The sequence below is a fragment of the Emticicia oligotrophica DSM 17448 genome (assembly GCF_000263195.1).
GTDB classification, from domain to species: Bacteria; Bacteroidota; Bacteroidia; order Cytophagales; family Spirosomataceae; genus Emticicia; species Emticicia oligotrophica.
Map to the genome: position 1 here is coordinate 344962 of NC_018748.1, position 20030 is coordinate 364991.

Consider the following 20030-nt stretch of genomic DNA (forward strand, 5'->3'; position numbering starts at 1 on the left):
TCCTCTATCCAAAACTATGAAATTAAAATTATTTATTGTGCTGGTAATAAGTGTACTAGTTGCAAAAAGTACACAAATTATTGCTCAAACACATGACTCTAACGCCAAGCAAATACCAATTGGCGGTAATGCTTGGACCTACAATGGCGGAAAAATTAGTGAACAAGGATTTTCTGATTGGGAGAATACCTCTACAATTTGTCGCACTTATTTTAAAACCTCCCAACAAGGCACTTTGAAACTTTCAATAATAATCAACACCAATGGTAGTAAAAGTAAATTAAAGGTAAGTATTCAAGGTAAATCAATTGAAATTATTGCCGAAAATAACACCGAAAAAGAAGTATATGTAGGCGAATGGAATATCCGAAAGGCAGGATACATTGCTGTCGATATGAGTGGAATTACAAAGACAACAAATACTTTCGGTCAAATTTCAAATTTAATCGTCAGTGGGTCTGCTATCTCTGAAGATTTAGCATTTGTAAAAAATAACGACGGTAATTTCTTCTATTGGGGAAGACGTGGCCCCTCGGTACATCTAAGATACCCCGTTGAATCTTCTCAAGAAGTTGAATGGTTCTATAATGAAATCACGGTTCCAAAAGGTAATGATGTCATTGGTTCTTACTTTATGGCAAATGGCTTTGGTGAAGGATACTTTGGTATGCAGGTGAATTCTACTACTGAGCGGCGAGTATTATTTTCGGTTTGGAGTCCATTTAATACAGATAATCCTAAAACAATTCCTCAAGACCAAAAGATTTTATTATTGAAAAAGGGAGAAGGTGTTTATACCGGAGAATTTGGTAATGAAGGTTCGGGAGGTCAGAGTTTTTTGAAGTATAATTGGATAGCCGGAAATACCTACAAGTTTTTATTACAAGGTAAACCCCTTGAAAACAATTACACACTTTACACGGCCTATTTCTTCGCCCCAGAAGAAAATCAATGGCGGTTAATTGCCAGTTTCAAAAGACCCAAAACAACCACTTACTTAAAAAACCTTTACTCGTTTCTTGAAAATTTTATACCCGAAACTGGTAATCAAGAACGTATGGCTTACTTTGATAATCAATGGATTTGCAATTCAAAAGGTGAATGGACAGAATTAAACAAAATTTCTCTAACTGCCGATAACACTGCTCGTAAAGCCTATCGTTTAGATTACTCTGGTGGATTAAAAAATGACCGTTTTTTCTTGAGAAACTGTGGTTTTTTTGATGATAATACTCCATTAAATCAAACCTTCCAACGCACATTGCAAAATAAAAAACCAAGCATTGATTTTTCGAAACTTCTCTAATGTATCAAAAAATGAGAAAATATTTTTATTTTACTTTCACACAAATAATACTTATTTGTTTGGTTTCGCTCAGCTTTGCCCAAGAATTTTCAGGAACTCAGAGTACATGGCAAGGTTTTGCACGTGAAAATTTCGTATTTAAAGATTTAAGTGCCATCGTAGTTTCTCCCAAACAAGTGGCTCCCAACAAGCCTTGGATTTTTCGACCAGCCTTTTTTGGAGCTTTTGCCCAAGCCGACGCAGGCTTGTTGGCTCGTGGATGGCATGTTGTGTACTTAGACCTAACCCATCGTTATGGTAGTCCAAAAGCAATTGCCTTATTCGATTCTTTTTACGAAGAATTAGTAAAACACCATCAATTCTCTCCAAAAGTAGCCTTAGAAGGCATTAGTAGAGGTGGACTTTTTGTAGTGAATTGGGCCAAACAAAACCCTGATAAAGTGGCCGCTATTTACCTTGATGCTCCAGTTTGTGATGTAAAAAGTTGGCCAAGCAAAAAACAAGCTGAATTATGGCAAGGATTTATAAATGAATATCAATTAAATGACAAGGAAGCTGATAATTTCAAAGGAAATGCCATTGATAATTTAGAGACCATAGCCAAAGCAGGAATTTCCATTTTAAGTGTTTGTGGCGACGCTGACAAAGTAGTTCCTTATGCCGAAAACTCAGCAATACTCCGTCGAAATCTGATGAAATTAGGCGGAAATATGCGAACAATTCTAAAACCAGGTGTTGACCACCATCCGCATGCTTTACCAGATTCTACTCCAATCGTGAATTTCGTACATCAACATACTGCTGATTATCAAAGTAAAATGCATTACCAATTAAGAGGAAATTTGAATAATGCTCGAAATATTTTTGAAAAAACAAAAAAAGGAAGAGTGACTTTCTTAGGTGGCTCAATTACCGAAGGAAACGGTTGGCGAAATGCCATTTGTGAAGAATTAAAGCAACGTTTTCCAGATACTGAATTCGACTTTATAGCTGCTGGCATTAGCTCAATGGGCTCAACGCCACATGCCTTTAGATTTAAGAATGATGTTTTGAAAAACGGCAAAGTTGACTTACTTTTCGTTGAAGCTGCCGTAAATGATTTTACTAATTTCTTCTCAGGAAGAGAACAAATTAGAGGCATGGAAGGTATGGTTAGACAAGCATTATTGAGTAACCCTGACATGGATATTATCATGCTGCATTTTATTCATGACCCCTTTATTGAAATCTATAAAGAAGGGAAAACGCCAGAAGTAATTTTAAACCACGAAAAAGTAGCTGATTATTACCAAATAACATCCATCAACTTAGCTCAAGAAATTGCCGAACGCATGGCTGCAAATGAGTTTACTTGGAAAGACTTTGGGGGTACGCACCCATCACCTTTGGGGCATACTTATTATTCTGCAACGATAAGTGCGGTTTTTGATAAATTATGGTCGGCCAAATACTTTACCGATGAATCTAACAGACCACATCAAATCAAAGCAAAACCAATGGATAAATATAGCTATTTTGATGGACAGTTGATTGATGTTCGAAACGCAGTAGTAAAAAATGGTTGGCATTATGAAAAACCTTGGAAAGCTCAAACACAAGGCGAAGTTCGTAAACGGTTTTCTGATATTTCAATTCTTGAAGCTCTCAACGAAGGGGCCGAGTTAAATCTCGATTTTGAGGGGAAAGCCATTGGTATTTTTACATTAGCTGGGCCAGATGCAGGAATTTTGGAATTTAGTATCGATGGAAAACCATTCAAAAAATTAGATTTATTTACTAATTGGAGTTCAGGTCTTTATTTACCTTGGGTCTATGTTTTTGAAGCAGAACTCGAAAATAAAAAACATAATCTTATCCTACGAACTTCAAAAGAATCAAACCCTAAAAGTGTGGGGCATGCATGTCAAATTTATTATTTTGTTGTGAACGGAAAAGCAAATTAAGTACTTTTACAAAGTCGAATTAATTTAAGAGAAAAGATGAACAAACTTTTTTTGCAAGCAGGTGCTTTATTAGGAGCAATAGGTGTAATGATTGGGGCATTTGGGGCTCATGCCCTAAAACCAATGTTGTTGGCCAGTGGAAGATTTGAAACTTTTGAAACTGGGGTTAGATACCAATTTTATCATGCAATAGCTTTGATTTTGGTAGGAATTCTTTCGAAAAATATTCAAAACAAAACAATTTCTTATAGCGGCTATTGCCTTTTGTCGGGCGTTTTGATTTTCAGTGGTGCTTTATATACGATTTGTTTTACTGGGCTAAACGTTTTTGGGGCAGTTGCACCTATTGGAGGCACACTCATGGTTATTGGTTGGCTTTTATTATTTTGGTCAGTAAGCAAAAAATAATAAAACATGAGTCATCCCTAATTTAGTCTTTTCAGAATTCGGGATGACTTATGCTTATCAATGAGCTAAAACCAATTTTAAACTTAATTCTACTACCTCTCCCATACTTTTACACTTCACAAAATCCCCATTATGATAGTGTTTAGATAAGTCTATTTTCAACTTTTCTAGGTTATCAGGTAAAGATAGTGTATCTTTTTTCATCGTATCAATAAGGTCGTGCATTCTAATTTTCTCTTCCCGTAAACGATTCGCAATCAAACTTCTCTCTTCTGCTTGGTACTGTTTTACAGATTCTGCAGTTAAAAACTTCATACCCATTTGAATCAAACCATTATTTTGTTTGAAATACTGGGGCATATATACAGATTTTGAACCTTCATAAGATTGCTGGTCAAAATCAATCGCACGAAGTCGATAATGAAAATCTTCAAAATCTGGCGTGACAATAATAACAAAATTAGAAGAGTGCATATCGCCTAAAAGCCTCACAAAACACCTTTCATTGAACTTAATAAACTCTTTGCTCAAACGAATTGGATTAAAATTAGCATCATTCAAGTGATTATTCATGAATTGGTCGGCCGGAATACCAGCGATATGTTCTTCAACCAAAGTATCTTCATTGGTACAATAACTAATTACATTAGGCGAAAGCAGATGTTCAAGTTCAAGTCCATAAATTCGAGAAGCATCAGCCAGTTTTATATAGAAATAATCGTGGTTATCATTAATTTTATTAACGATTCTTATCCTAAAAGGCTTTGTGTTGGCATAAGTACAAGTATCAACACGGTCAACAACCAAGTGTTTAATTACAGCAGCATCACCATCGGTTTTTAAATCGGCATAAATAATCTTCAATGCTTCATATATTTCTTCAAGGTCATTTTGTGGATACATAACGGTTTCCCACAAAGTATCTTTACCTTTTTTATCATACAGCGGAAATGCATTATCGAAACGAAGCAAATCACTATATTTAATTGGCAAAGCCCTTTCACGGCCATACTTTGCTAGGTATTTTCGGAGTCGTGGGGATATTTTAAATGGTATTTTTTTCTTCGAAATGAGAGCCATTTTCGTACATTTAGGTTAGTTTTTTGTGTAAATTCTATTAGCTATATGCAAATTAGTCATTGCATTGAGATTAAGTAGAAATAAAGAACAAATTTTCTTCATAAAACTGAAATAGTATCAATAAAAATATAACTTTGCCGTTAATAAACCTGTAACTCTAAAACTTAATCATCTCATTTTTTATGGAAAACATGCATGAAAGAAGAAGTAATACAGCCACAACTGCTGGCCTTGTATTGGCTATTGCTTTAGCCGCTCTTTTCGCCTTCCTTTATTTTAACGCTCGCCAAGAAATTGAGTCTAAGAATGTTGATATTTCTGATAAAACAAAAGAATTACTATTGACCAACACTAAGCTTGACTCAATTAGAAATGAATTAGATAAAAAAATTGCAGAAGTATCTTCTTTGGGTGGACAAGTAGCTGACCTTGAAGCATTGAAAGAACAATTAGAACAAGATAAACGTAATTTAGTAAATTCAAAAAATGTTTCTATCCGTGATTTTGAGAATAAAATCAAAGGTTATGAAGCTGCTTTAAGTGCTAAAGACAAAGAAATTGCCAAGTTGAGGGAAGAAAATGCCCAATTAACAACTGAGGTAAAAACTTTGGGCAACGAGAATACAAATTTGAAAAATGATGTTTCTACGCTAAAATCTGATAAACAAGCTCTTAGTGATTCGGTTTATGCAACAAACGTAAAGAATAAAGAATTAGCTGAAAAAGTAACGCTTGCGGCAGCTTTGAAAGCGATGAACGTTACAGTAAATGCCATCAACTCACGTGGTAAAGAACGAGAGGGCGGAGAGTATAAAGCTAAACGTGTCGATAAAGTTAAAGTTTCCTTCAAATTATCTGAGAACCCATTGACTAAAAGAGAAAATAAAGTTATTTATTTACGCTTACTCGACCCACAAGGCAATTGTATCTCAGATATGGCTACGGGCTCAGGGGTATTCAATTTTGGAGGAAAAGAAACAGTCTATACTGCTAAACAAACGGTTATGTATGATAACTCTGGTCAAAATGTAGATTTTATTTATTCTCGTGGGATAAATTACGAAAAAGGGAAATACAACATTGAGTTATATTCAGAAGGCTTTAGCATTGGACGTGGTTCTTTTGAAATAAAATAATTAATTCTTGATTATAAAAAATGCCTCGATTTGTAATCGAGGCATTTTTTATTCCTTACCTAAATTTATTGCTTAGGCAATTTTGCAAACATATCTTTATTATTATCAGCAGGATTATCAGAAATATTTTCTTCTAAAACCTGTGTATTAAGTGTGCGATATGAACGTCTGCTTGAAGCATCTGCGGGAATCGTAGCACCAGTAATAACTTCTAAAGCCTTTTTCAAGAGGGTCTCGGTTTCATCTCCCCAAGGTTTGAACGGATAAATATTATCAGATACTACGTAGTCGGGAGCAAAGCCATTTTTTGTACCATAATTAGACTCTCCTTTCGAATTTAATGTTCTTAACACAATCGGTTGCATTCCCCATGTCCAACGTTTTTGGTCATCTGATATAGTAATTGAACCTACATTTTTGCCATACGTATTTTGTCCAATAATAATTACATCCATGTATGGACGAAGACCATTGATTACTAATTCACTGGCTGAAGCAGTGCCATTTGAAGTAAGTACAAATAAACGTCCAAGATTTAAGTTATTAGGTTCTAGCGTAAATTTGGTTGGCGTAGAAACCGAAGGGTATTTTGCAACAACAGCCGAATTCCATTCATCTCTATGAATTACATTATTGACACTTGGATTTTTGACCAATAAAGACGATAATAAATCAGCCGAAGAAATTCTTCCACCACCATTCATTCGTAAATCAAGTACAAATTCGTTAACACCTGCTGCTTTGAATTGAGCAAAAGCTTGCTTTAGAGCTTCATCATAAGTATCTAAAAATTGTGTATAAACCAAATAACCAATTTTCTTATTCCCTTTTTCAATCACTTTCGTAAACTGAATAGGATTATTTTGAACGACTGCCTTTGTAGCAGTAATAGTTTTACCAGATAAAACGTACGTACCATTTTTAAATTCCCCAAGGCCAAAAGTAGCGGTCTCATTGTTTGCAATAAGAGTAGCATAATTAGTACCATTAATCTGTGTGCCATTAATAGTAAGAATTATATCTCCTCGTTTCAAGCCAGCTTTTTCTGCGGGGCTACCTAAAACTACATTTGAAATGAAAAACACTACATTAGTCTGCGTATTATCTAAATATACCGCCGTTCGAGAAAACCCAAAAGCTGTACTTACGCCACTCAAAGAATTGGTTAAATCCGTAATATTTTCTCTAATCCAAGAAAAGCGGTCAGTGTTTGGGTAATCATTCAATAGAGAATAGAAGTAATAAGTTTTTACATCATCTTGCCCATCTTTACCAGTTACTAAATTGAGGTTCGTTTTTTCTTTGGCTGGCATTTGGTCAGCCCAAAGATACCATGCTTTCATTTGGTCATAAACCCAACTATTTGCAGCAGCGTATGCACTCGTATTGGTAGTTGTGTTAGAATTATTTGTAGTACCAGAAGTTGAAGTTGTATTGGAAGCAGGGTCTAAGGTGTCTTTCTTACAAGAAAAAGCACCCATTACTAAGCAGATGAGTAAGATTTTACCTAATTTGATTTCCATAGTAATCTTTTATATTTGTTGACTATAATGACGTAAATTATAAACGATGTGTTGCGGTAATTGTTTTAATAGCATGAATTATGAATGAGATTTAATTTTTAAAAATCTCGCTTAAATTATTCTTCACATTTTTCACAATTGTATCGAGAGCTAAATCATTGCTATCAGTACCGAATGGGTCCTCTATTTCTTCGGCAATCATTTCTATGCCAGCAAAAGCATAAAAAATGAGCGTAACAATTGGAGCAGCCCAAAATTTAAACTCTAATACAAACCCAAAAGGCATCGTAAATACATATAAAAATATCATCTTTTTGATGAAAATATTGTACGAAGAAGGAATAGGAGTATTTCTGATTCGTTCGCAGGCTCCTAAATTATCAGTGAAAGAAACCAATTCTCCATTAAGGATTATTAATTGTTCGGCATTAATGATTCCTACCTTGTATAATCGGCTAATTTCAAGATGAATCGCCTGCCCTATTCTGTTTGGTATGTGTTTATAATTGGCATAAAAGGCCTCATTATAGTTTCCTACATAATCTAAGTGCTCTAAGTTTACGTGCCCACGAAGATAATCTTTAACAGCCAAAAGATAATTACCCACTAAGATTCTAAAAACTTCTTTACTTTCATGTTTATCTGGTAAAATAGCACTTAGTTTTAATGCCAAATTCCTTGAATTATTAGTAAAACTACCCCAAATCTTACGCCCTTCCCACCAACGGTCATAAGAACTATTTGTACGAAAAACTAATAATAATGATAACACAAAACCTACTAACGAATGAATAGCAAGTGGATTCTTGAGAGGAACAAAATGAAAAACGTTATTTTCGAGGTAAGAAATAAAAAAAGTATAGGCCATTACACCCATCATGGCTGGCAAAAGTTTACGAAATGTATCAGCTTTATGGAAGTAAAAAATTAACTTCCACCAATCTTTTGGATTATAAATTAACATTCAATATTCGTTGGATAATCAATATATTTTAGCAAATATAAACTTTTTCCTAAAAACTTTGGAGATAAGAATGTATATCGCAATATTACAATAAAACAAACAACTATTAAGTAAAAAGTAGAAATGCGGCTTAATAGAATGAAAAATCGACTAAATTCAAGTAAAGATGAAAACGCAAAATATTACTTTTGAAGAAGCACTCGGAACAAATCGAACTAAAGCAATGGCTCTTTTAACAGACGCCAATCTCCCAACAAATGATATTGATAATCAAGTAAACTTATTTGTATTGCTCGAAAATAAAGAAATCATCGGAACGGGCGGCCTTGAACAAAAAAGTAATTATGGCTTACTGCGTTCAATAAGTGTGGTTAATTCTGAAAAAGGTAAAGGTTATGGTCAACTCATTACTGAAGCAGTTGAACAGTTTGCACTTAAGAATTCTATCACCGATTTGTTTCTTTTAACAACAACTGCGAAAGATTTTTTTGAGAAGAAATGTGGATATCAAATAGTGGATAGAAAAGAAGTGCCTATTGAAATTCAAAATAGTCAGCAATTCTCTTCGGTTTGTCCATCTTCAGCAATAGTTATGCACAAAAAGTTGACAATCAGTTAATTCGACTTTACAAAGTATCATCAGCCATTTCTTTATTTTTCATTTAATGTTGAAAACGACGGAATGTTGTGAAAATAATCAAACCAATAAAACCTATTGAACGATGCCTTCACGATTTTCTTACAAAATAAATTTTCAGAAAAAATTAAGAATATTTTCGGTAATGCTTGTATATTCGTGCCAAAACCTCTGAAAATATGAAGAAAACCCTTTATTTAGTACGTCATGCTACGGCAGAAGATGGCGGCAACACGCCTATGTTTCGTGACTTTGACCGTGAATTAACTTCTTCTGGAATTATTGAAGCTGCACGTATGGGGAAATTTTTGGCTACAAAGGGTGTTCAATTTGATTTGATTCTTTCGAGTGCTGCCGAAAGAGCCAAAGCCACTGCTAAGATTTTTGCCGAACAACTTCATTATGATGCAGATGCAATTTTACTTGATGAAGGCCTTTATGGTGGCGGACCAAGAAGTTATCTAGCAGCGGTAAACCAGATTGATGAAAATATAAGTAAAGTTGCCATTTTTGGGCATAATCCAGATATAACTTTTTTTGCTGAATACTTAACTCGTGCGGATATAGGTGGAACGATGGACAAAGCAAGTGTAATTGGCTTTGAATTCGAAGATATTCAATGGGCGGCTGTTTCAAGCAAAATGGCTAGTTTTTTAGCTCATTATTCGCCACAAACTATTAGTTTTTAATACTTTCTAAAACTATTTAGGTTATTTGATAGTTAAAACTAATACGAAAATTCATGGAATAATATGTCACAGAATCATTCAAATAAAAATAGAAGCATTTTTCGAATCATTTTTTTTGTATTTCTAGCAATAGTTCTTTATTTCTTATACGATATGTCACGCCAAACTACGGCACCATGGAAGCGTAAAAAAAATATTGAGCGGTCATTCTAACTGAAAGTACTTTTCAAACCATTAAATAAAAAAAGCAGTAATTCTCTATCTATGAGAAAATCACTGCTCGACCCCAAAAACTCCAAAAAATCATGACTACTGTGGCAGTCATGCAACTATTTATTAAAAATCTTTATAAAACTATTAATTAACCAATTTTCATCTGATTTCAGAAGAGAAGTCATGGTAGTATCGGCAAAAACCGAAACTTTACTGATATCATTTACTATTTTCAGAAGCTCTTCTTTCTCGGCGGTATCAGGTTGAAGTCCTTCTTTGATATCTTCCATTGCTTCAATGAGTGGTCCGATTTCTCGGCGGCGTCGCTCTTTTGCAATTTGCTTAGCGACCTTCCAAATGTCTTTTTCTGCAATGAAGTACTCCTTACGTTCTCCTGGAAGTAATTGCTTGTAAATCAGGCCCCAATCCATTAAATCTCTCAAATTCATATTTACATTACCTCGAGAAATTTGTAATTCAGCCATAATTTCATCAGCATTCATAGACTTAGGCGATAGCAAAAGCAATGCATGTATCTGTGCCATCGTGCGGTTTATCCCCCACTGAGTGGCAAGAGTACCCCAGGTATGGATAAACTTGTCTTTTGCTTCTTTGAATTCCATCACTGACATTTTTTGTTTTTTAACTAAGATTTATAAGCACGTAAGTATTTTATTACCCCAAAGTAAAATAACCTTTTTGAATTTTCAAAATATTCTGAAAGTTTTTTTTATTTTTTATACGTCGCTCTTATCGAACGGTTTAAATATTTAACCATTTGATTTATAGCCAATTACGTGCCAGTATTTGAATCTGCCAATTATTGTTGAATTGCTCAAACCTCCTAAAATAAATGAAGGCGGAAGCTTTTACTTGAAAAATTGAAGAACTGTACGTATTTCAAATGATGCAGATTCTGCATAAACACAAATATTTAGTTCTTGAAATATTATGACAAATTGCACATATTTCGCTTATTTCGTGCAATAAAATACTCAACAAACCATGTTTTCAGTTCAAACTTACACCGAGCGTCGTAACGCATTAAAAAAAGCAGTTGGAAGTGGCCTAATTCTAATAATGGGTAATGAAGAAGCCCCTATGAATTATCATGATAATACCTACCGCTTTCGTCAAGATAGCAATTTCTTATATTTCTTTGGCATCAGTCATGCGGGTCTCGCAAGTATTATTGATGTAGATTCTGGAGAAGAAATTATTTTCGGTCATGAATTTACTATGGACGATATTATTTGGGTAGGCCCTCAACCAACCTTGGCTGAGCAAGCACGGAAAGTAGGTATATATCGAACGGAAGCCCCTTCAAAACTTCCTGAAAGATTAAAAAAAGCATCAAAAGTGCATTTTACCCCACCCTATCGCTTTGATAATATGATTCGTATGAGTGAATGGTTGGGTATTCCTACGGCACAATTAAAAGAAAAAGCCTCAGTTGAGTTAATAAAAGCGATTGTCGCCTTACGTTCAATCAAAACTGAGGAAGAAATTGTGCAAATGGAAGATGCGGTTAATATCACGCGTGAAATGCACATAACGGCGATGAAACTAACAGCAGCTGGAAAGAAAGAATACGAAATAGCAGCAGCCATTCATGCAAAAGCCCTTGAAGGTGGTGGAGATTTAGCTTATCCAATTATATTTTCTATTAATGGCCAAACACTCCATAATCATTATCATGGAAATACCATGACCGAAGGGCGTTTGGCAATCAATGATTCTGGGGCGGAAAATACGATGTTTTATGCGGGTGATATTACGAGAACCATCCCAGTAAGTATGCGTTTTACAGAAAAGCAGAAAGAGATTTATAATTTAGTTTTAAAAATGGAAACTGAATCTATTGCTGCTTTGCGTCCGGGAATTCAATATCGTGATATTCATCTTTCTGCCAATAAAATTATGCTCGAAGGACTTAAAACTTTGGGTTTCCTACAAGGTGATACTGAAGAAATGTTGACATTGGGTGTTCAAGGGCTATTCATGCCACATGGTTTAGGCCATGCTATCGGACTGGACGTACATGATATGGAAGATTTGGGTGAAAAATACGTAGGCTATCGTGATGGTTTGGAACGCAGTACGCAATTAGGACTAAAATCTCTTCGTATGGCAAAAGAGCTAGAGGTAGGGTTTGTGCTAACCGTTGAGCCAGGAATCTATTTTATTCCAGAATTAATTGATAAATGGAAAGCTGAAAACAAATTCACTAACTTTATCAACTACTCAAAACTAGAGGATTATCGAGATTTTGGTGGCGTTAGAATTGAAGATAACTGCTTAGTTACTGAAAACGGTAGCAGAACCTTGGGACAAGCAATTCCGAAAACTGTTGACGAAGTAGAAGCTCTTAGAAACTAGGAAACCAATCTGAGAAGTAGATAAAATTCAAAAGGTGTCCGAAAAGACACCTTTTGACACGATATTTTCTTCAAACGAGCCAATACTTAGCTTGCCACCGATGTTTGGTAAATATCATACCAATCTTCTCTACTTAATTTTATATCTGATGCACTTGCCGCATTGCGAATACGAGCCTCTGATAAAGAACCAATAATTGGTAAAGTACCTAGTTGCATCAACCACGCTACTGCCGTTTGTTCAACATTTGCATCGTATTTTTTTCCGATTGCTTCAAGTTTCGATTTCAGTACAGCCGATTTACCTTCTTTTCCATCTAATATTTCTCCACCAGCTAACGGAGCCCATGCCAAAGGCTTACTGAAGCTTTGCTTAATAAAATCTAAGCGTCCATCTTCAATGGCTGAAATATTCATCAAATTTAACTCAATATGATTAGTAACAATTGGAATTGTTAGATATGAAGCTAAAAGTTGATGTTGAAAGGCTGTAAAATTAGCAACTCCGATATGCTTAACTTTTCCAGCATTTACTATTTCAGCTAAAGTCATAGCTGTTTGCTCTGGGTCAGCCAAAAAATCACTTTGATTCAATAGGAATATGTCCAAATAATCGGTTTTTAGATTTCGAAGCGAATTATCAACGCTATCGAGAATATAATTTCTTGAATTATCAAAATAAGTGACTTTTCCGTTTTTGCGAATACCGCACTTACTAAAAAGGACAATATCTTCACGCTTAAATGACTTTTGACTAATAATCTTCCCAAAATGTTCTTCAATGGTATAATCACCATAAATATCAGCGTGGTCAAAGGTATTAATTCCTAACTCTAAGCATAAATTAATAATTTGCTCCATTTTTAGCGTGGTATTATCGAGGTCTTCCCAACGCCAAAAACCATAAATTGCTTCCGATACTTTCGGTCCTGAATCGCTTAGATATACTTTTTTCATGTTGTACGATATTTTTTAGAGAGCGTAAAGATAATAGTTTTCGTATAAAAGTCTGAGTAGATGAATGATATATCTACTCAGAATAGCAATACAACAAAATCACCAACGAATGGAGAATAGTTGTCGTGAGTGGTTTCGAACCACTTGCAAGAGTTTTGCAGACTCTTCGCCAACCATCATGGCTCACGACCATTTGAAAAGGGAAAATCTTTCGATTTAACCCAATTCAGTATTTAGTTTAGGTAGTTTTTCAGAAAATTTAATTTCATATTAAATATATAGATTTTATATACTAAAATAAAAAAACAATGAGTCAATTATTATCAAAGCACATGAAATCATTCTTAATGAGAATAAACTCAACCTTAAAAAAGACTCATTACGAATGCTATTTCTTAGCTTTTTTTCTAAAATCAAGATTCTGAAAAAAGAAAAGCCTAATGCTATTAATATTTCTAAATCGATTTCCAGATGCTAATTGCTGATAAACATTCATATAGCCAAACTGAAAATTTGAGTGAGAATCAATATTATATGCCAAACCTGCAAAAAAACGATTTTGGTCAAAAACATTATAGACATTATTTTTCGAGAGATTTAGCATCACTTCATTATTCAAAACGGCTGAAAATGTTTTAGGAGCAATACCTTTACTACTCAATGGAATGTTTAGTAAAAAATTATACCGAATTCGTTCATCAAAACGATAGCCTTCAGCCAATTCATTATCATTTTTTATTTTTCGTCTAAAGCGTTCTTCCAACCGAAGCCACTGCATTGTTCGAAGCTTGCCATATTTTGTATGTAACTGAAGTTGATGCCAAATTCTATGCTCGGGCTGAGAAATATTGGCATGCCCCTCTTCAGGAAAATGATTGGCATAATTATAGGCATTAGTAAATTTCAAATCATCATTGATGTAATACATTAAGCCCAATCTACTCAAGAATTTTGAAGGTTCTTTAATAAAGTGGTCAGTCGTTCGGTAATGAGCATCGAACCAAATTCCCCATTTATTACTGATTCTAGATTGATTGAAATATCCAAGCCAAAGTTGCTCTTCATCTTGAACCAAACGAGTAGTTTGTCCAAAAATAGAGGTACAAATGCAAGAAAGGATGAATAAAAATCTATATTTCATAACTTATCAATTAGTGATTTCCATAATTTTTTTCTCCTGCACTAATAGCAATAGGCAATAGATTTTGTTTAGGTGGCAATGGGCAAGTGGCATAAGGCGTAAATGCACAAGGAGGATTGTACGCTTTATTGAAATCGAGCGAAGTGAAACCATCAGCGTCAGGTTTTGCGGCATAAACAAATCGGCCAGCTCCGTAGGTTTCTTTTTTATTAGTGATATCTCCAAAAATGATAAACAGTTCATCACCTTCGGCAAGTGCATCTAATGCATATTCCTTACCTGCAACTGTAAAAATTAGTTTTCCCGGCGAATCCTGCTGCGATGTTTGTCCAGTTACATCCAAAATCGCTATTTTTTTACCAACTGTCGGTTCAAATTTTGCTTTAAGTTTCCATTTTTTATCAATCTGGAAAGTCTCGATTCCATGAAATTCTTTCAAAAATGGGCTATCCAAATCTCGCAATCGGATGGCGTATTTATTCCCTCTTTTTATAACAAACCAACGAAGTGTGTGATGTTTCAAAAGAATTGGTTTTTCACTAGGAAAAATTTTCAACTTTTCTACTTTTTCGTTTTCATGATAAATCTCAGCCCCTTTTTTTGCCTCGATAAATACTTCTCCATTCGACAAAATAAACTCACCTAAAAAATTACCGCTTTTCCCCGTAGGAAATATAATTTTATTTTCAATATCAGCTCCAAATGAGTTTCTTCCCTCCTCTAACCAAAATAGTCCTGCTAAGTTTAGCCAACCATTTTCTTTCTTCAGGCTTTCTATTCTATTTTTGTGCCATTCTTTTATCTCTTTTTCGTAATCGGCATCATCATTTGGGGTAATAAACGAGCTTAATATAAATAGTGCTAATGAGTAGTATAAATATTTCATTTTAATGAAGTTTGAAGTGCTGAAACATAATCTAAAATTATTGAAAATAATTAAACTTTTACTATTAAGTTATCAATCATAGGACAAAAATATGATTCTATATTTACTCTATCAAATATATAGATTATTATTTTTAAAAAAATAATAAATTCACTCGAAAAAGTAAATTTATTATCTATATAGTACAATTATTAGTACTTTTTATCTGATTTTACTGATGTGAATATGATCATTAAGGGCATCTTCAAAGAAGTGATGAATCATGAAAGTTTGCTCCGCTCCTACTTTTTGACCAGTTTGGGCCATAAACCATTCAACAATTGCTCCGATTACAAAAACGGGAACAAGCCATAAAATGGAAGCATCAAGTTTGAGGCTCATTCGAACTAAACCTATCATTGTTAGAAAAAATATACCTAATCCGAAAAATACATAACCCATTAAAAATATTGCCCATACACTCGGATGAGGGCCATACATACCTCTGATAATAGTTTTGTGGTCTTCCGTTTCTTCGAATGAAATACTCAGTTGTGGTGACCAATAATGCTGTTCTTCTGGTTTTATCCTTAATAACCCGTGTGTACTAAAAACCTTTCCTTCTATGGGCAGCTTAGTAGCATCAAGACTATCGGTTAATAATTGAATAATTTCAGAAACTTTCTTTTCGGAAGTAATTTTAAATTTAGGACGAGAGCGAAAACTAGTCATATTGTAAGCAGTTTAGAATAGTGTGACCAAAACTATTATTTAGGATTTGATATAGAAATGACAAATATCATATTTTAAACTGAGAAATTAGGTCATTTTAGCCTTAATTAGGCTTTTTTAGAAGTAGTTATTTATCTTTACACCGAATATTTGTTTTTTCGCAATGCCAATCAGAGATTTATTAAAAACTGACAAGAAATTTAGGGTTACAGGAATGCTCAGAATTGAAAGTGAAGATGATCGTTTTCTTGGGCCTGGCCGACTCGAATTACTTGAAAATATCATCGAAACAGGTTCGATAAGTCAAGCAGCTAAGCAAATGGGAATGTCATACAAAAAAGCTTGGGATTTAGTCAATTCTATGAACCAGCATACCCAAAAGCCCATTGTCACTACGCAAACTGGCGGTGAAAAAGGTGGAGGAACGGTCGTAACCGAAGAGGGCAAACAATTAATTGTAGCCTTCAGGAAATTACATGAAGAATTTCAACAATCTTTTGAGAAACATCTTGATGCTTTTTTGAATACTTAATATTAAAAAAATTAGACTTCTATGTAAAAAGAAGTTTTAAACAAGCAATTGTTAAACCTATTGCTAAGAGCTTTTTGAGGGTTGGCGTATTAAATTTCTGACTTCCAAAATAAGAACCAATTAAGCCCCCTATAATAGTTGCTAATACTGCCCATTGCATATTTTCGGGTAAATTAATACCTCCTTTTTGAAGCTGCCCATAAAGACCTGACAATGAATTCACGAAAATAAAAAGTGCTGAAACGGCAGCTGTTTCCTTGATATTAGACCAACGCATTAGTAACATCAATGGACTAAGAATTATCCCTCCTCCAATACCAATCATCCCTGATAATAAACCAATTAAGCCACCTGAAAGTAAGCCAGCCCAAAGTGGAATCGGTTTGTTCGTTTCATTTTCTGTACCGAATTTATAAATCAACCTTACGATAGAAAATAGAATACAAACCGCAAGAATTTTCTTATATATAGAATCTGAAAGTGTCATGGTTCCGCCCACAAATGCCATTGGAATACTAGCCAAAGCAAATGGCCAAAATAATCTAAATCGAAAATGACCTGCACGATAAAAACCTATGAATGAAAATAAAGACACAGCTAAATTCATGACTAGGGCCGACGATTTCATCATGGCAGGTGCCACACCCATAATTGCCATAATGGCCAAGTATCCACTTGCCCCACCATGCCCAACCGATGAATATAAAAAAGCTACTATACCTAATAAAAAAAGTAAAAGTAAAAGTAAAATTGAAGAAGTCATAGGTTTTTGAAATTCGAAAAAGCGTTATATATTTACAAATATAGCGAATACTTCCCATTTACATTCAATAATCAAAAAATATTCATTGATGAAGCGAATATTAAGTTTTCATGCCAATCGTTATATTTTTATTTATATTACGATTTTATTTATTCCTACTGAAATTGTAGTAGCTCAAGAAGCTGATACTTTAAAATCGCAGGTATTAGAAGAGGTTGTAGTTTCCGCCTCAAGAATTCGTGAAAAGTATTTAAAATCAGCTTCGAGCATTGAATTACTTACACTCAAACAAATCCAACAAAGTGCAGCCACGAGTTATTTTGATGCCATCGAAAACCTGAAGGGTATTCAGCTCATTACTCCTAGTTTAGGTTTTAAAGTCTATAATGCTCGTGGATTTACAAATACCACCAATGTTCGTTTCGTACAATTAGTTGATGGTATTGACAACCAAGCTCCACACATCGGTTCGCCAATTGCGGCAGCCATGGGTCCTACTGACCTTGATATTAGACAAGTAGAAGTGATTCCCGGAGTGGCATCGGCACTGTATGGCATGAATTCATTGAATGGACTTGTAAATTTACTCACACTCAATCCTTTCGAATCAACAGGCTTTAGCTTCCAGCAAAAAACAGGAGTTAATCATATCAATGAAAACAGCATCAAACTTCAGTTGTTTTCTGAAACTAATCTACGTTTTGCATACAAATTCAATGAAAAACTAGCATTTAAAACAAACTTTAGCTACCAAAAAGGCTATGATTGGATAGCAAATTCAACCCTCGATTTGAATCCATCGGCCAATACTTCGGTTGGACTTTTGGGAAAAGATAATCCCGGTGCAGATTATGTGAGTTCTTATGGCAATGAATCTTCTAATAGACGTACGCTTACATTGGGTGGTAAAAGATACGTAGTTGCTCGTACTGGATATCTTGAAGAAGAAGTGACAGATTATTCAATCAATAATTTAAAAGCTGATATTTCTTTGAATTACAGGTTCAAACCTCAACACGAGCTGGTTTATAATTTTAAATTTTCTCAACTAGATAATGTTTATCAACGAACCAATCGTTTTCGGCTGAATAATTATCAACTTTCTCAGCAAGCTCTTACTTATCAAGGGCCTAATTCACAGCTTAAAGCCTACTTAACTACTGAAAATACTGGAAAATCATATAATATTCGTTCGATGGCAGAAAATATCGACCGAACTTTCAAATCAGATAATACTTGGTTTACTGATTTTACCAATGAATTTAATAGTCAAACTAAACAAGGTAAAACAGTCATTGAAGCACTAAACTTAGCCAGAAAGCAAGCCGATAATGGCCGACCCCAACCAAATACGCCAGCATTTAACCAATTAATTGAAAAATTAGGCGACATTAATAATTGGGATATAGGTGCAGCATTGCGGGTAAAATCGTATATGTTCCATACTGAAGGTTTGAGTGATTTAAGTTCGAAACTCGCTCCTAATTTACAAAACAAAGGTTGGGGGCTATTAGCAGGCTTTGATTACCGTAACTATTTTGTTGTGCCTGATGGCAATTATTTCATCAACCCCAAAGACAACGATAAAAACTTAAATTACTGGAAAGGGGGTGGTTTTATTCAGAGTAGCAAAACATTTCTTAATGAAAAAATAAAAGTCGTTTTAACACTTCGTGCCGATAAAAACCAATATTTCAATCTTCGATTAAATCCTCGTGGCTCAGCTATTTATTCGCTCAATGAAAATAATCATTTGAGGATTTCTTATCAAAATGGCTATCGTTTCCCGAGTTTGTTTGAAGCTTTTTCGAATATAAATAGTGGTGGTGTGAAACGAGTGGGAGGCTTACCGATTATGTCACAAGGAATTTTTGAGAATTCATATTTACGCAAAACTATTGATGATTTCACGGCGGCGGTCAACCAAGATATCAATGTAAATAAGTTGAGTCAGAATGAGGCCATTAGCAAAAACAAGGGTTTACTCCGCAAAAACGATTATACATATTTGAAACCTGAATATGTAAATAGCTTTGAAATTGGTTACAAAGGTTATCCAATCGGGAAGAAACTGTTCATTGATGCTGATTTCTATTACAATGTTTACAGAAATTTCATGGCACAAGTTGAAGCCAATGTACCGCTTGGTTCCAACCCCGATTCGTTAGCATTTTATATGTACGACCGTAATAAGCAAGCTAGATATCGACTTTGGACAAATTCAAAAACAATTGTGCATAATTACGGCGGGGGCATCAATCTAAGTTATAATTTTTATCGAACCTTCACATTTACCACCAATGTTTCTTTTGCAAAATTGCAGAGCGTAGCCAATAATGATGGTTTTGAAGAAGCCTTTAATACGCCACGTTGGATTTTAAACATAGGTTTAGGAAATGCCCGATTAACAAAAAATTTAGGATTTGGTATTAATTATAAATATCAAGAAAGTTTCTTGTGGCAATCTGCCTTAGCAACTGGACAGGTACCTGAAATACATAATGTAGATGCCCAATTCACCTATTATATGCGAAAAAAAGGTTTACAGTTTAAGTTAGCAGGAACGAATATATTCAATCGACCTTACGTAAGCTTTATCGCAGCTCCAACGGTTGGAGCGTTTTACTACCTGACTATTACTGCGGATTTGGGAAGAAATTGAATTACAGAAAATAAAAATGGTTACCCATTTTTGAAACCATATTTTTATACAACACCCACGGACATCACTTCCTTTAGAAATAATAGCACGCAGATAACGCT

The 20030-nt window shown here is 34.6% G+C and carries 18 protein-coding genes; 9 read left to right on the forward strand and 9 right to left on the reverse strand.

The window, feature by feature from the left end:
- The first annotated feature begins 16 nt into the window (after positions 1 to 16).
- Genes EMTOL_RS01550 through EMTOL_RS01560 form a run of 3 tightly spaced genes read left to right on the forward strand, consistent with a single transcriptional unit; the run spans position 17 to position 3657 of the window.
- Positions 17 to 1306, forward strand: coding sequence for a DUF3472 domain-containing protein (locus EMTOL_RS01550; RefSeq protein ID WP_015027505.1), 1290 nt, complete (start codon positions 17 to 19; stop codon positions 1304 to 1306).
- 11 nt (positions 1307 to 1317) lie between these two features.
- Complete coding sequence (locus tag EMTOL_RS01555) at positions 1318 to 3249, forward strand: SGNH/GDSL hydrolase family protein (RefSeq protein ID WP_015027506.1); 1932 nt, start codon at positions 1318 to 1320, stop codon at positions 3247 to 3249.
- Between the two features lie 36 nt (positions 3250 to 3285).
- Positions 3286 to 3657 (forward strand): DUF423 domain-containing protein, encoded by a 372-nt coding sequence (locus EMTOL_RS01560; RefSeq protein ID WP_015027507.1) that lies wholly within the window; start codon positions 3286 to 3288, stop codon positions 3655 to 3657.
- Positions 3658 to 3714: 57 nt separating this feature from the next.
- Here the strand turns inward: EMTOL_RS01560 and EMTOL_RS01565 are convergent, their stop codons facing one another.
- A complete protein-coding gene (locus EMTOL_RS01565; protein ID WP_015027508.1) occupies positions 3715 to 4737 on the reverse strand; it encodes a hypothetical protein in 1023 nt (340 codons plus the stop codon).
- Positions 4738 to 4919: 182 nt separating this feature from the next.
- On the opposite strand from EMTOL_RS01565, the gene EMTOL_RS01570 reads away from it, so the two are divergent.
- The gene (locus EMTOL_RS01570) at positions 4920 to 5873 is read left to right on the forward strand and encodes a DUF8428 domain-containing protein (RefSeq protein ID WP_015027509.1); all 954 of its coding nucleotides are present in this window, start codon (positions 4920 to 4922) and stop codon (positions 5871 to 5873) included.
- A 65-nt stretch (positions 5874 to 5938) separates the two neighbouring features.
- On the opposite strand, the gene EMTOL_RS01575 is transcribed toward EMTOL_RS01570, so the two are convergent.
- Both EMTOL_RS01575 and EMTOL_RS01580 read right to left on the reverse strand, forming a co-directional pair.
- On the reverse strand, positions 5939 to 7396 hold the full coding sequence (locus EMTOL_RS01575) for a S41 family peptidase (protein ID WP_015027510.1): 1458 nt from the start codon (positions 7394 to 7396) through the stop codon (positions 5939 to 5941).
- A 91-nt stretch (positions 7397 to 7487) separates the two neighbouring features.
- Positions 7488 to 8360 carry a bestrophin family protein gene (locus EMTOL_RS01580; protein ID WP_015027511.1) on the reverse strand — a complete coding sequence of 291 codons (873 nt, stop codon included), beginning with the start codon at positions 8358 to 8360 and terminating at the stop codon, positions 7488 to 7490.
- 166 nt (positions 8361 to 8526) lie between these two features.
- Between EMTOL_RS01580 and arsN2 the strand changes: the two genes are divergently transcribed.
- Both arsN2 and EMTOL_RS01590 read left to right on the forward strand, forming a co-directional pair.
- Positions 8527 to 8979, forward strand: a complete 453-nt coding sequence (arsN2, locus tag EMTOL_RS01585; RefSeq protein ID WP_015027512.1) for an arsenic resistance N-acetyltransferase ArsN2 — start codon at positions 8527 to 8529, stop codon at positions 8977 to 8979.
- A 197-nt stretch (positions 8980 to 9176) separates the two neighbouring features.
- The gene (locus tag EMTOL_RS01590) at positions 9177 to 9686 is read left to right on the forward strand and encodes a SixA phosphatase family protein (RefSeq protein WP_041693756.1); all 510 of its coding nucleotides are present in this window, start codon (positions 9177 to 9179) and stop codon (positions 9684 to 9686) included.
- A 329-nt stretch (positions 9687 to 10015) separates the two neighbouring features.
- On the opposite strand, the gene EMTOL_RS01595 is transcribed toward EMTOL_RS01590, so the two are convergent.
- Positions 10016 to 10522: a GbsR/MarR family transcriptional regulator gene (locus tag EMTOL_RS01595; RefSeq protein WP_041693354.1), complete on the reverse strand. Its 507-nt coding sequence runs from the start codon at positions 10520 to 10522 to the stop codon at positions 10016 to 10018.
- 382 nt (positions 10523 to 10904) lie between these two features.
- Here EMTOL_RS01595 and EMTOL_RS01600 point away from each other — a divergent pair, with 382 nt between their 5' ends.
- Positions 10905 to 12278 carry an aminopeptidase P family protein gene (locus tag EMTOL_RS01600; RefSeq protein WP_015027515.1) on the forward strand — a complete coding sequence of 458 codons (1374 nt, stop codon included), beginning with the start codon at positions 10905 to 10907 and terminating at the stop codon, positions 12276 to 12278.
- Between the two features lie 86 nt (positions 12279 to 12364).
- Here the strand turns inward: EMTOL_RS01600 and EMTOL_RS01605 are convergent, their stop codons facing one another.
- The 4 genes from EMTOL_RS01605 to EMTOL_RS01620 form a co-directional block, all read right to left on the reverse strand.
- A complete protein-coding gene (locus EMTOL_RS01605; RefSeq protein WP_015027516.1) occupies positions 12365 to 13234 on the reverse strand; it encodes an aldo/keto reductase in 870 nt (289 codons plus the stop codon).
- A 388-nt stretch (positions 13235 to 13622) separates the two neighbouring features.
- Complete coding sequence (locus EMTOL_RS01610; protein WP_015027517.1) at positions 13623 to 14375, reverse strand: DUF2490 domain-containing protein; 753 nt, start codon at positions 14373 to 14375, stop codon at positions 13623 to 13625.
- Between the two features lie 10 nt (positions 14376 to 14385).
- Complete coding sequence (locus EMTOL_RS01615) at positions 14386 to 15261, reverse strand: DUF1684 domain-containing protein (protein ID WP_015027518.1); 876 nt, start codon at positions 15259 to 15261, stop codon at positions 14386 to 14388.
- A gap of 201 nt (positions 15262 to 15462) precedes the next feature.
- On the reverse strand, positions 15463 to 15972 hold the full coding sequence (locus EMTOL_RS01620; protein ID WP_015027519.1) for a hypothetical protein: 510 nt from the start codon (positions 15970 to 15972) through the stop codon (positions 15463 to 15465).
- A gap of 163 nt (positions 15973 to 16135) precedes the next feature.
- Here EMTOL_RS01620 and EMTOL_RS01625 point away from each other — a divergent pair, with 163 nt between their 5' ends.
- Entirely contained in the window at positions 16136 to 16504 is a 369-nt protein-coding gene (locus tag EMTOL_RS01625) for a winged helix-turn-helix domain-containing protein (RefSeq protein WP_015027520.1), read from the forward strand.
- Positions 16505 to 16523: 19 nt separating this feature from the next.
- On the opposite strand, the gene EMTOL_RS01630 is transcribed toward EMTOL_RS01625, so the two are convergent.
- Positions 16524 to 17267, reverse strand: coding sequence for a sulfite exporter TauE/SafE family protein (locus EMTOL_RS01630; protein WP_015027521.1), 744 nt, complete (start codon positions 17265 to 17267; stop codon positions 16524 to 16526).
- Between the two features lie 88 nt (positions 17268 to 17355).
- Between EMTOL_RS01630 and EMTOL_RS01635 the strand changes: the two genes are divergently transcribed.
- Positions 17356 to 19929, forward strand: a complete 2574-nt coding sequence (locus EMTOL_RS01635; protein WP_015027522.1) for a TonB-dependent receptor — start codon at positions 17356 to 17358, stop codon at positions 19927 to 19929.
- Positions 19930 to 20030: the final 101 nt, after the last annotated feature.